The 11,471-nt window shown below is 49.1% G+C and carries 13 protein-coding genes; 8 read left to right on the top strand and 5 right to left on the bottom strand.

Features of this window, described 5'->3' with window-relative positions:
- Nucleotides 1-15 precede the first annotated feature (15 nt).
- Nucleotides 16-468 (top strand): DUF3299 domain-containing protein, encoded by a 453-nt coding sequence (locus AC2YIT_RS28535; protein WP_487281429.1) that lies wholly within the window; start codon nt 16-18, stop codon nt 466-468.
- Here the strand turns inward: AC2YIT_RS28535 and AC2YIT_RS28540 are convergent, their stop codons facing one another.
- Nucleotides 469-1,554: a complex I subunit 1/NuoH family protein gene (locus AC2YIT_RS28540; RefSeq protein WP_487281430.1), complete on the bottom strand. Its 1,086-nt coding sequence runs from the start codon at nt 1,552-1,554 to the stop codon at nt 469-471.
- A gap of 46 nt (nt 1,555-1,600) precedes the next feature.
- A complete protein-coding gene (locus AC2YIT_RS28545; protein WP_487281431.1) occupies nt 1,601-2,611 on the bottom strand; it encodes a gliding motility protein GldB-related protein in 1,011 nt (336 codons plus the stop codon).
- Nucleotides 2,612-2,627: 16 nt separating this feature from the next.
- On the opposite strand from AC2YIT_RS28545, the gene AC2YIT_RS28550 reads away from it, so the two are divergent.
- Nucleotides 2,628-3,500, top strand: a complete 873-nt coding sequence (locus AC2YIT_RS28550; protein WP_487281432.1) for an NAD(P)-binding domain-containing protein — start codon at nt 2,628-2,630, stop codon at nt 3,498-3,500.
- A gap of 126 nt (nt 3,501-3,626) precedes the next feature.
- Here the strand turns inward: AC2YIT_RS28550 and AC2YIT_RS28555 are convergent, their stop codons facing one another.
- The 3 genes from AC2YIT_RS28555 to AC2YIT_RS28565 all read right to left on the bottom strand — a co-directional run bounded on the left by AC2YIT_RS28555 (nt 3,627) and on the right by AC2YIT_RS28565 (nt 6,933).
- Nucleotides 3,627-4,778 (bottom strand): redoxin domain-containing protein, encoded by a 1,152-nt coding sequence (locus tag AC2YIT_RS28555; protein ID WP_430851784.1) that lies wholly within the window; start codon nt 4,776-4,778, stop codon nt 3,627-3,629.
- 32 nt (nt 4,779-4,810) lie between these two features.
- Nucleotides 4,811-6,301, bottom strand: coding sequence for an Asp-tRNA(Asn)/Glu-tRNA(Gln) amidotransferase subunit GatB (gene gatB, locus AC2YIT_RS28560; protein ID WP_487281433.1), 1,491 nt, complete (start codon nt 6,299-6,301; stop codon nt 4,811-4,813).
- Between the two features lie 95 nt (nt 6,302-6,396).
- Nucleotides 6,397-6,933, bottom strand: a complete 537-nt coding sequence (locus AC2YIT_RS28565; RefSeq protein WP_430851788.1) for a c-type cytochrome — start codon at nt 6,931-6,933, stop codon at nt 6,397-6,399.
- A gap of 274 nt (nt 6,934-7,207) precedes the next feature.
- On the opposite strand from AC2YIT_RS28565, the gene rpmG reads away from it, so the two are divergent.
- The 6 genes from rpmG to AC2YIT_RS28595 form a co-directional block, all read left to right on the top strand.
- Nucleotides 7,208-7,390, top strand: a complete 183-nt coding sequence (gene rpmG / locus AC2YIT_RS28570) for a 50S ribosomal protein L33 (protein ID WP_019944752.1) — start codon at nt 7,208-7,210, stop codon at nt 7,388-7,390.
- A 103-nt stretch (nt 7,391-7,493) separates the two neighbouring features.
- Nucleotides 7,494-7,646 carry a DUF4295 domain-containing protein gene (locus tag AC2YIT_RS28575; RefSeq protein ID WP_015813059.1) on the top strand — a complete coding sequence of 51 codons (153 nt, stop codon included), beginning with the start codon at nt 7,494-7,496 and terminating at the stop codon, nt 7,644-7,646.
- A 164-nt stretch (nt 7,647-7,810) separates the two neighbouring features.
- Nucleotides 7,811-8,773, top strand: a complete 963-nt coding sequence (gene ftsY / locus AC2YIT_RS28580; RefSeq protein ID WP_291201125.1) for a signal recognition particle-docking protein FtsY — start codon at nt 7,811-7,813, stop codon at nt 8,771-8,773.
- A gap of 96 nt (nt 8,774-8,869) precedes the next feature.
- The gene (locus AC2YIT_RS28585) at nt 8,870-9,487 is read left to right on the top strand and encodes a PH domain-containing protein (protein WP_487281434.1); all 618 of its coding nucleotides are present in this window, start codon (nt 8,870-8,872) and stop codon (nt 9,485-9,487) included.
- A 130-nt stretch (nt 9,488-9,617) separates the two neighbouring features.
- The gene (rimO, locus tag AC2YIT_RS28590) at nt 9,618-10,928 is read left to right on the top strand and encodes a 30S ribosomal protein S12 methylthiotransferase RimO (RefSeq protein WP_487281435.1); all 1,311 of its coding nucleotides are present in this window, start codon (nt 9,618-9,620) and stop codon (nt 10,926-10,928) included.
- A 72-nt stretch (nt 10,929-11,000) separates the two neighbouring features.
- A partial coding sequence (locus AC2YIT_RS28595) for a DUF4293 domain-containing protein (protein WP_487281436.1) occupies nt 11,001-11,471 on the top strand: 471 nt, incomplete at its 3' end.

An 11,471-nucleotide genomic window follows, 5' to 3' on the forward strand; every position in this document is an offset into this window, starting at 1 on the left:
AAAATTGGAATACTGATGAAATCTGTCAAAATCAGCATATTGTTTTTCTGCATTGTCTCATTGTTCGCCTTCAAACCGGTGGTTGAACCGGTGAAACTGACGTGGGAAACCCTGCGGGATGTAACATTTAAAAAGAAATGGTATGCCGAAGAGTCGATTTACATGCTGCATCCGACATTCGGGCCGAGCGTGCAGAAGCTGAAAAACCAGCAGGTTTCGATTACAGGCTACATCCTTCCGGTTGATCTGGAGGCCAATTTGTACGTATTATCTGCATTCCCATTCAGCGCGTGCTTTTTCTGCGGCGGCGCCGGCCCGGAAACGGTAATGACTTTGAATTTTAAGAAAAAGGACGGAAAGAAGTTCAAAACCGACGAGCGCCTTACCTTCACAGGCACATTGAAACTGAATGCCGATGATATTTACCAGATGAACTATATTCTGGACGGCGCCGAGATCGTCAAATGATCAGACGCCGATCAGGCGCCAAACCCCTGAGATAAAGAATAATACCAGCCCCACGGGCGTGAGTACCTTCCAGCCTAGATACATGAGTTGGTCCACGCGCAGGCGTGGGAGCGTCCAGCGCGCCCACATCTGAATGAGGATGCCGAACAATGCTTTTGATAGCAGCCAGAAAATACCGGTAGCATAGCCAAAGAACGTCCCTGGCGCTCCGCTGGTCCAGTCGGCCAGCTTCACGGGCCCGATATTCGGCAGCGGGGTGTTCCAGCTTCCCAGGAAAAGAATAGCCCCCAGCAGCGACACCAGCAGCATCATACCATATTCGGAGAGCATAAACAATGCCCAGCGCATTCCGGAATATTCGGTGTGAAAGCCTGCTACAAGCTCCGATTCGCCTTCGGGCAAGTCGAACGGCGCGCGGTTACATTCGGCCAATGAGGCAATAAAAAAAACCACATAGGCGATCAGCAGGAACGGGTTGCGGACGATGTTCCAGGATAGAAACCCGCCTACACCGCTTACATCGATTCCGAGTTCGCGTATACCGAAAAGGTAAATCGTTTCGGGTGTGTAAATGCCTTGCTGATAGCTGATTACCTGTAAATCGAGTGTTTGGGTAAGCATGATCACGCAAAGGATAGAGAGTCCGAGCGGAATTTCGTAAGATACGATTTGAGCTACCGCACGCATGGCACCGTACAATGCAAACTTGTTGTTGGAGCCCCAGCCAGCCATCAGCAGCCCGATTACATCTACAGAAACAATCGTGAGCAGGAAAAATACCCCCACGGCCGCGCCCGATCCCGCGAGTTCCGGTGCAAGTGGTACCACCGCAAATCCGGCAAAAACAGATATGAATATGACAAATGGGGCAATGAGAAACAGCTTCCGGTCGGCGGCTTTGGGTACAATATCCTCTTTTTGAAGCAGTTTGAGCAAGTCAGCGAAGAGCTGCAATAACCCCCATTTCCCCACTTCCATAGGTCCCAGGCGGTCCTGAATAAAGGCAGAAACCTTCCGTTCCAGATAGACGCCGATCACGACAAAGCCGGGGACGAGCAGGAGGAAAATGATGAGCGTAAAAGGCATTAAATGCTATCTGAACAATGGTTTGACGCAAAAGTAAGTAAAAAACTTACTCATCTTCGTCTGTTTGCCCCTTATATCCCGATTCCTGCAAAATTCGGCCGGCGTTGTCAATCGCCATCAAATCGGTGAGCTTCGTATCTGGATTTTCGGTCAAAAACCGGCTCACGATCCGCCAGCCGACCCACCGGCCGATGGCACCCGGCACCTTGTTACCGATTTCGGTGGTAAACGGGCGATCGTCGATGAACTTGCGCTTTTTCAGATCGCTTTTCTCGTATAGCAGTTTGCTGGAAATAAAGTACGCCCAAATGTCCGTCTGGCTGTTGTAGGTTTTTCTCAAATCCTCCTCCGAATAACCAATAATGAGGCTGTCGGGGGTTTGTGGCATAATCTGCTTTACAAACTCATAACCTTTACCATAACCAATCATGTCGGATAGCAACGTCTGGTCGCCGACATTCATAAAATTGAACTGATTGGATTCGAAAAAAACGATCGACGGGACAATGTACTCGCGCTGGTAACGGCGGAGCTGGTAGTCATATACGTTGGGACGGTAACGCGCGGCCGGTCCGCCGAAATAATCAAGGCCGATCACGATCAGCGAATCGGAAATATACAGGTCGTTGCCGGTGAAGCCGGTAACGATAAAATCGACCTCGGGAATCCTGAATTGAGGATAATGGTATTTAATTTGCTTGAATGCATCCGCAAGCGGGTTCAGAATGCGTGTTTTGCGATCGCCGATGATTGAATCGAGCTGTGCGCGAAATGCCCGTAAATCGGGGTTTTGCAGGATGGTGAACAAATGCGCGGCGAGTTTAGCCGGCTCTGTGGGCGCGTCTACAAAATAGCCTTTGGCAAGATGAGGATGGCTGTCGAGGAACTTTTGTACATCTTCCACCGATTTGCAGGAGAACAGCTCCTCGTCGAGATTTTTGGAAACCAGTTCGAACCGGATATTGCTGGTATCGGCCTCCCTGCGCTGGTCGGTTTTACAAGAAAATTGGAGGATAGCTACGAACAGAATGCATAATAAGGACCTGAAATAAACCATTTGGCGGAGAGAATATATGTCGGAACAAGTTTCAAAAGTAGGAAAAAAATGCATAAGCATCCTGGGCTGCGGCTGGCTCGGGTTTCCATTAGCTAAACGGTTACTGGGCAGCGGTATTACATCGCAGGTAAAAGGCAGTACCACATCGGAGCATAAACTTGACCAATTTGCCGCCGCCGGAATCGACGGTTACCTTCTCCTATTGAACCCGGAAGCGGGCTTGGACGTAAGCATTTCGGAGTCGTTTTTTGACTCGGACCTAATCGTGATCTCGATTCCACCGCGCATGTCGCAGAATGTGGCTGGTAACTACTCCGCGCAAATGCGGATGGTAGCCGAGGCAATCCGCCAGTCGCCTGCAAAAGACGTGGTTTTTGTAAGCTCAACCGGCGTTTATCGCGACCTTAGCCAAACCGCAGTAGAATCCGATGTGCAATTGCCTGAGCATTCCGCCCAGCCGGAAATGGTGGCCGCGGAGAATGCAATCGCCGCATTAAGGCCTGAAAAAACGGTTACTATCTTGCGACTAAGCGGCTTGCTTGGCTACAACCGCATTCCGGGAAAGTATGTGCAGGGTCAAAAAGAAATGACTACCGGCGATATTCCCGTAAATTACATTCATCGCGACGATGCCACAGCCATTATCAAATCGATTATTGAGCAAGGCATTCAAAACGAAACGTTCAATATCACGGCCCCGTTTCATCCGACACGCAGCGAGGTGTACGTCGATTCCTGCGCACAATTCGGATGGGAAGCTCCTACATTCAAGAAGCCGGAGGTACAGCCTCCATTTAAAGTGATTTCAGGAGATAAATTTTCCAAAACTTATCAATACGAATTCAGGTACCCGGACCCGCTGCTGTTTCATTACGAGGTGAGTCTATAAGTTGAGAGTTTATGAGTGTAAAAAACGCTCTAAACTCATGAACTCTCAACTTATGAGCTTCTAAAAACGCAAAAAATCCGCAGGATCAACTCTGCGGATTTTATTATTTATAAACCAAAAAGTGTATTACTGAGCTCCAAGCAGCTCGGTCAGCTTGGTTTCAAGCGCCGCACCACGGAGGTTTTTTGCAATGATCTTTCCTTCTTTATCGAGCAGGAATGTAGCCGGGATGGCGTTCACACCATAAGTCTGCGCCACGCCGGAGTTCCATTTCTTCAGTTCAGAACCGTGCAGCCAGGTCAGCTTATCGCGTTCGATGGCCGTTTTCCAGGCTTTTTCGTTATCATCCAGCGACACACCGAAAATATCGAAGCCTTTGTCCTTGAACTTGCCGTACATGCGCACAACGTTCGGGTTTTCCATCCGGCAGGGACCGCACCATGATGCCCAGAAGTCGATCAACACATATTTGCCGCGCAACGACGACAATGCGATCTGTTTGCCCTCGGGGCTGTTGAGGGTGAAATCGGGAGCTATTTCTCCAACAGCTAGTCCAGCCATTCTTTTAACAGAACCAATAAAGCCTTTTGCCAGTGTAGGCACGGGTTCTACTTTGGAATAATCATCGGCCAACTTTTTCAGAACATCGAGGTCGTTTTCAGGCGTGAGGAAGTTGTTGGCCGAAAAAAGCGCGATCAGCGATGTTCCCATTTCCGGGATCATCTGGCGCAGCGTGGTTACCCTTTCCTTCTCTGCTGCCTGGTAGGCCTGTTGTATTTCCTGGATTTTTTTAGTGTCTTTCTTTTCTTCCGCTGCGGCATAAGCTTCGTTCCAGCCGGTTACTTTCGCAGAGAATGCCTGCATCAGTTGATCGACTTTGGCATAGTACTCCATATTCTTGGAGCCGGTAATGGATACCTTCCCGCCATTGCCTTTATCGTCGCGTTGTGTGCCGTCGGCGATAATATTGAAGGTTTCACCGCCTTCCACGAGTAAGGGGAATTTCTGCCGGTCAGCGATATTGACGGTAAAAAAGCTGCCGCGGTCTTTATCCACGCCTTTTAGCGTAAAGCTGCCGTCGGCACCTAACAATGCGGAATCGAGTTTAACAGAAGATCCGGCTGCGGTGGATTGCGACAGAATGACTTTCTCGCCTTTAGAACCGTTTTTGACCTTGCCATTGATGGTAAAGTCTTTTGGTTCGATCTGCGCCAGGACCTGGAAGCTCAGCAACGCGCCGCCCAAAACCAATGCACTCTGTTTGATAAATGCCTTCATAATCTTCTTTAACTGATTATCGAATGTGTGATCTATAACTTTTGCGCCAGCAGCTGGTTCACAAGTTTGGGATCGGCAGCTCCGTTCGATTTTTTCATTACTTCGCCGACGAACAATCCCATCAATCCCTTTTTACCTTTTCTATAAGCGGCAACCTTGTCAGGCATTGCGCCGATTACCTCATCTACCAACGTTTCAAGCTCGTTTGTATTGCTGTTTTGCAGCCAGTTATTTGAAGACGCGATCTCCGAGGGCTCGCGATTGGGTTCTTCCAGCATGACCGGGAAAATCTTCTGCGCGGCTACCGAGTGGCTCACAGCGCCCGATTCGTTCAACTCGATCAGATCTGCGAGATTTCCGGCGCTGATCGGGAAATGCGCAATGTCGCCGTGATGATCGTTCAGGTACGATTTCACAGGGCCCATCAGCCAGTTCGATGCAGCTTTGAAATGTGTTGTTTTGGAGCAAACAGCCTCGAAGTACTCGGCTAACTCACGGGTATCGGTAAGTACCGCAGCATCGTAGGCCGGGATGCCATATTGATTTACAAATTTCTCACGTAGCTCGTGTGGCAATGCGGGCATGGTAGACTTAATGCTTTCCAGCCATTCGTCCGAAATTACCACCGGGCTCAGGTCGGGATCGGGGAAATAGCGGTAATCGTTCATTGTTTCTTTTACGCGCATTCCGTAAGTCTGCCCGGTTTCCACGTCAAACATCCGTGTTTCCTGCTGGATCACCTCGCCGTTTTCGAGCATGGCTGCCTGGCGACGTTCCTCATAGGCAATGGCCCGCATCATGTTGCGGATCGAGTTCATGTTTTTGATCTCGACTTTCGTGCCATATTCCGCTGCACCCTTCTTGCGCAGGGACACATTCACATCCGCACGCAGCGATCCTTCTTCCATGTTGCCATCGCTGATGCCCAGGTAGCGTACCAGGCGGCGGATCTCAGTCACAAATGCGCCTGTTTCCTCGGCCGAGCGCAGATCCGGCTCCGATACCATCTCCACGAGCGGCGTTCCGGCGCGGTTGTAATCGAGCATTGTCTCGGCATGGCTACCGTCGTGCACCGATTTTCCTGCATCTTCCTCCAAATGGATATGGTGGAAGCGGATCGTTTTCTCGGTGAATTTACCGTCGTGCTTAAAGGAAATATGCACACCGCCTTGCTCGCAGATCGGTTTTTTGTCCTGCGAGATCTGGTAACCTTTCGGAAGATCGGGGTAGAAGTAATTTTTGCGGTCGAAAATGGTTCTTTTACTGATCGAGCATCCGCAGGCAATGCCGAGGCGGACGGCGTATTCGACGGCTTTTTTATTGACTTTGGGCAGCGTACCAGGCAATGCGATCGTCAGTGGACCGATATTGGTGTTGGGTTCTGTGCCGAAAATGTTGAAATCGCGGGTAAACAGCTTGGATTCCGTCAGAAGCTGGCAATGTACTTCGAGCCCGATTACGGTTTCGTAAGTGGCCAGAAGTTCATCGGTAACGTCAGCGGGGTGAATTGCGGTTTGACTCATATTATATTACTAATGCTTACGCAAAGATACAAATACGGGCCGTCCATAGCATGAACGACCCGTATTTTATGGAATATAGCCGGTTTTGCCAGGGATCAGAGTGAGTTGATCCAGTTGGCGATAACGATAATGTCAGCTTTGGGAACGTGTGCCAGCGGCGCCATCGGAGGGTAGCCAGGCCAGTGTTCCGGTTTGGGGTTGTGAACCAGCTCTACGATCTGGTCGGCGGTGTATTTTTTCTTGGCCACTTCCGAATATGCAGGGCCGATTACCTTATCGTAAGCCTGGTGGCAAGCGAAGCAGGTGTGTTTGTTGAGCAATGCGGAAACTTCGGCAGGAACAGGTTTGCGTTTAGGTGCGGCATCTGCTGCCGGAGCTGCTGCCGCTGTGGAATCACCGGCTGCCGGTTTCGCCGCGGTTTCTGCCGGTTTTGCGGCTGCTTCGGCTTCTGCTTTCTCTGCTGCGGCCTTTCTGTCGCTTTGCAGTTTTACCAGGGCCGCTTCTTCGCGCGATTTGCTTCCTGAGCCATACCATTGATCATATTTTTCACGGTCTTCCTTAGACGAACAACCGATGAAGAAAGAAACTGCCAGGGCCATCAGGGCCAAAGAAGCGCTTTTTTTGAGTGTCATTGTGTTAATTTTTAAGAATTTTCGCCAGATTAAGGTTGCGATACCAAATCGACCACGAAGAAAGCAAGTTTGTCTTAGATTTCCGTCATGCTCCGGACATAAATTCGGACAATTCTTGAAAACGCCGAATTGTATTCGCTTGTCCGACAACCGCTTATCCGCAAGCGGCTTTTAGCAAATTCAGGAAAATTTCTTGTTTATTTGTCTGTAATTGTTGCGATTAATGCAAAATGTCTTTACTTTTGCACTCCTATTTGTAAAACGATGTAAAGCAATGGCTAAGAAAGGTAATAGAGTACAGGTCATTTTGGAATGCACTGAACAAAAAGAAAGCGGTGTTCCAGGCATGTCACGTTACGTGACCACAAAAAATCGGAAGAATACGCCAGGCCGTATGGAATTGAAGAAATTCAACTCTTTCCTGAGACGTTACACAGTCCACAAAGAAATTAAGTAAGTTCGTCTTGTTACCCGTTAACTGTCACGTGAAGCTGAACAATAACTGGGTAAGCGCGGAACAGTTAATCATTAACAAAATAACTTCTAACTGATATACAGACATGGCAAAGAAAGTAGTTGCTACCCTGAAAAAAGAAGGCGGTAAAGCATTCGCGAAAGTGATCAAGGCCGTAAAATCTCCTAAAACAGGAGCTTATACCTTCAAAGAAGAAATCGTTCCCCTGGACGGTGTACAGGGCGCATTGAAAAACTAGTCTTCGACCGCCCGGTTCGCTCGGACTGTCTTCGACTGCGCTCAGACTGACATCAAGCGCAATATTTTTGTCACCCTGAGCGAAGTCGAAGGGGTTGAATTTGTAAAAAGTCCCTTTCCGGGACTTTTTTGTTTTATTTTTGAGCCATCAATGTAATCAGCACTATGGGTTTATTTGGCTTTTTTTCAAAGGAGAAAAAAGAAACATTAGATAAGGGCCTCGAAAAAAGCAAGGACAGCTTCTTTGGCAAGCTCTCACGGGCCATCGTGGGAAAAACGACCATCGACGAGGACGTTCTCGATGAACTGGAAGACATACTGGTAAGCTCCGATGTGGGCGTTGAAACGACCGTGAAGGTGATCAAACGCATCGAGGAACGCGTAGCCAGGGATAAATATGCCTCGACAGCCGAGCTAGATAGCATCCTGCGCGAAGAAATTGCCGCATTGCTGACCGAGAATAAATCGGTCGACATTACCGACAGCTTCGAAACCGAGCATTTGCCCAAGCCTTATGTGATTATGGTTGTAGGCGTGAACGGGGTAGGTAAAACAACGACAATCGGCAAACTGGCGCACCAGTTTCATCAACGCGGCCACAAAGTGGTACTCGGCGCCGCGGATACTTTCCGCGCCGCAGCCGTAGATCAACTGAAACTCTGGGGCCAGCGCGTAAATGTGCCGGTGATCGACCACGGGATGAACACCGACCCGTCGGCCGTGGCGTTCGACGCATTGAAAAAAGGTACCGAAACCGGAGCGGACGTGATCATCATCGACACCGCCGGCCGCCTGCATACGAAAGTGAACCTGATGAACGAGCTTTCGAAGATTAAGCGCGTAATGCAGAAGATCATCCCTGACGCACCGCACGAAGTGTTGCTCGTCCTCGACGGCAGTACCGGCCAAAATGCCGTGATCCAGGCCCGCGAGTTTACCAAAGTAACGGACATTACCGCACTAGCCATTACCAAACTCGACGGTACCGCGAAAGGCGGCGTCGTGATCGGCATTTCGGATGAATTTAAAATTCCGGTCAAATACATCGGCGTAGGTGAGAAGATGGACGATTTGCAGGTCTTCGACCGGGCAGAGTTTGTGGATTCGCTGTTCAAGAAAATAGGATAAATGGCGCTGGTCAGCGATGGTAACCGCTCGTAGATTAAACCGCTCAGGTCTGATATAAGAAGGTATCTTGGAGTTTAATTCCAGGATACCTTTTTTATGGATACGCTGCTGGTCTTTTTAATTGTTTTCGCGCCATTTGTATGGTATATCTGGCGGATGCTGCGATTTACGAAAGACACGATCGGAGGGAATTCACCCCTGAAAGTGTCGCGGACATTTATTACTACACCCTGGAACTATTTTTTGCAATTCGAAGGTCTGTTCACTTATTACTTCATTCTGGTAGGTAGCTTTTTCTTCAAATTGGCGCTTTTCATGCATATTTCTTACACCGAGGACCACCCGCTATTGGTGAGGCTTTGGCTTCTGGTGGTTGGTTTGGTGGCCATGGGATTCGGCCTTTTGGTTGTGGCGCTCGATATCAATCACTGGCAATACGTTGAAGGACTTGTTATAGAGACATTTCCCGAGCATCACGAGTTGGAACTCACATTCACAGATAAAGTGCTCCGTTTGGGGAAAGGTGATATTGAAAAGGTGCGTATTTATCATAACAATAGCATCAAATTTCCACTCGCTTACATGCATTATTTTCTCAGGACGGGTGACGAGTTCATTATTTCACCCAAAACGGAAGGGTATTGGGTGATAGACCAATATTTTCAAAACCTTCCGACAGAATACATACATCGCCGTTTTCCTTTCATCCGATAGTATTTCCTATTCATTTTTTCACGAACTTTGCACCCCATTTCGCCGTTCATTATCAGTCACTTTGATGTGAACGCAGCTTCAAAACATTTAAAGCCGATAGCTGACAGCCGATAGCCGACAGCCAATTTCAATGAAAACCAAAGGAATAGTTAAGAATAAAGTCAATATCGTGACGCTGGGTTGTTCGAAAAACCTGGTCGACTCGGAGGTGCTGTACACGCAGCTCAAAGGCAACGGGTTCGCGGTGGACCATGAGTCGAAAAAGGATGATTCGCAGATTGTCGTGATCAATACCTGCGGGTTTATAGATAATGCGAAGGAGGAATCGATCAACACGATTTTGCGCTATGCCGATGCCAAAGCGGCTGGTATGGTAGATAAAGTATATGTTACAGGCTGCCTGTCGCATCGGTACAAGGATGAGCTGGCGGTTGAAATACCCACAGTGGACGCCTGGTTCGGTACCAACGAGTTGCCCCGCCTGCTCAAAACCCTCAAAGCCGATTACAAACACGAGCTTGTAGGAGAGCGCCTGCTCACCACGCCTGCACATTACGCGTACCTGAAAATCGCCGAAGGTTGCGACCGCCCGTGCTCGTTCTGCGCAATCCCGCTCATGCGCGGGGGACACGTTTCGAGGCCGATCGACGAACTGGTAAAAGAAGCTAAATCGCTTGCGAAACGTGGTACCAAGGAGCTGATCCTCATTGCCCAGGACCTGACTTACTATGGCCTGGACATTTACAAAAAACGCAATCTTTCGGACCTGCTTCGCAACCTTTCCGATGTGGAAGGCATCGACTGGATCCGTCTGCAATATGCTTATCCGGCGGGTTTCCCAATGGACGTGCTGGACGTCATGAACGAGCGCAGCAACATCGCCAAATACCTCGATATGCCGCTGCAATCGGGCTCGACGGAAATGCTGAAACTCATGCGCCGCGGCATTACCCGTGAAAAAACGGAAACATTGATCCACTCGATCCGCGACAAAGTGCCTGATATCGCATTGCGTACGACGCTGATCGTCGGTCACCCGGGAGAAACCGAAGAACTGTTCGATGAAACTTACGAGTTCGTCGAAAAAATGCGTTTCGACCGTTTGGGCGCATTCCAGTACTCGCACGAGGATAATACGCATTCATTCACGATGGAGGACGACATCGATCCGGAAGTGAAACAGGAGCGCGCCGACGCCATTATGGAGTTGCAGCAAGGCATTTCAGCGGAGCTTAATCAGGAAAAAATCGGTAAGACGTTCAAAGTGCTGTTCGATCGGAAGGAAGGCGGCTATTTCATCGGTCGTACCGAGTACGATTCGCCTGAAGTTGATAATGAGGCGCTTGTCCCAGCGAGCCAGTATGTTCGTCTGGGTGATTTTGCACAGGTGAAAGTGACTTCCGCCGAGGAATTTGACCTTTATGGTGAAGTGATTTCCTGATGCGGTTTCCGGCAAATGGCGTCTTTACCTAAATTTGCCCATCATTTGAAAAAGAATAATTCTTAAAAAAGCATGTTACAACGTATTCAAACTATCTTCCTGGCTATGGTCGTCATCGGAATGGGCATTTTCCTAGCCTTCCCGATCTGGTCGAAAGTAGCATTAACAGGAGGACAAAGTGCCGATCTGACAGCCCTGAGGCTGCATCACCAGATCAACGAAGTGCAATCTAATGTTCAGCCGGTATACTACCTTGTTGCACTGGCCATTCTCACAGCCGGTGTGGCTGCCTACGCGATTTTCCAGTTCAAAAATCGCATTCTGCAATCGGCATTGTGCGCGGTGAACTCGATATTGATGACTGTGACGATGGGTCTGGTGATCTATTTCACTTTTTACAAAACAGCCAAGCTTTTCGATCCTGAACTGACGGGCAAATACGATATCGGTTTCTATGGACTCGTAGGCGCCATGCTCGCGAATGTGTTCGCCAACCGCTTCATCCGCAAGGACGAGCGCGAGGTGCAGCAATCCAAGCGCTTC

Source organism: Dyadobacter sp. SRI_021 (genome assembly GCF_057586235.1).

What these genes read in the sequence shown, in the direction of transcription:
- AC2YIT_RS28535 (WP_487281429.1), top strand. Translation starts at nt 16, where the DNA reads ATGAAATCTGTCAAAATCAGCATATTGTTTTTCTGCATTGTCTCATTG.
- AC2YIT_RS28540 (WP_487281430.1), bottom strand. Translation starts at nt 1,554, where the DNA reads ATGCCTTTTACGCTCATCATTTTCCTCCTGCTCGTCCCCGGCTTTGTC.
- AC2YIT_RS28545 (WP_487281431.1), bottom strand. Translation starts at nt 2,611, where the DNA reads ATGGTTTATTTCAGGTCCTTATTATGCATTCTGTTCGTAGCTATCCTC.
- AC2YIT_RS28550 (WP_487281432.1), top strand. Translation starts at nt 2,628, where the DNA reads ATGTCGGAACAAGTTTCAAAAGTAGGAAAAAAATGCATAAGCATCCTG.
- AC2YIT_RS28555 (WP_430851784.1), bottom strand. Translation starts at nt 4,778, where the DNA reads ATGAAGGCATTTATCAAACAGAGTGCATTGGTTTTGGGCGGCGCGTTG.
- gatB (WP_487281433.1), bottom strand. Translation starts at nt 6,301, where the DNA reads ATGAGTCAAACCGCAATTCACCCCGCTGACGTTACCGATGAACTTCTG.
- AC2YIT_RS28565 (WP_430851788.1), bottom strand. Translation starts at nt 6,933, where the DNA reads ATGACACTCAAAAAAAGCGCTTCTTTGGCCCTGATGGCCCTGGCAGTT.
- rpmG (WP_019944752.1), top strand. Translation starts at nt 7,208, where the DNA reads ATGGCTAAGAAAGGTAATAGAGTACAGGTCATTTTGGAATGCACTGAA.
- AC2YIT_RS28575 (WP_015813059.1), top strand. Translation starts at nt 7,494, where the DNA reads ATGGCAAAGAAAGTAGTTGCTACCCTGAAAAAAGAAGGCGGTAAAGCA.
- ftsY (WP_291201125.1), top strand. Translation starts at nt 7,811, where the DNA reads ATGGGTTTATTTGGCTTTTTTTCAAAGGAGAAAAAAGAAACATTAGAT.
- AC2YIT_RS28585 (WP_487281434.1), top strand. Translation starts at nt 8,870, where the DNA reads ATGGATACGCTGCTGGTCTTTTTAATTGTTTTCGCGCCATTTGTATGG.
- rimO (WP_487281435.1), top strand. Translation starts at nt 9,618, where the DNA reads ATGAAAACCAAAGGAATAGTTAAGAATAAAGTCAATATCGTGACGCTG.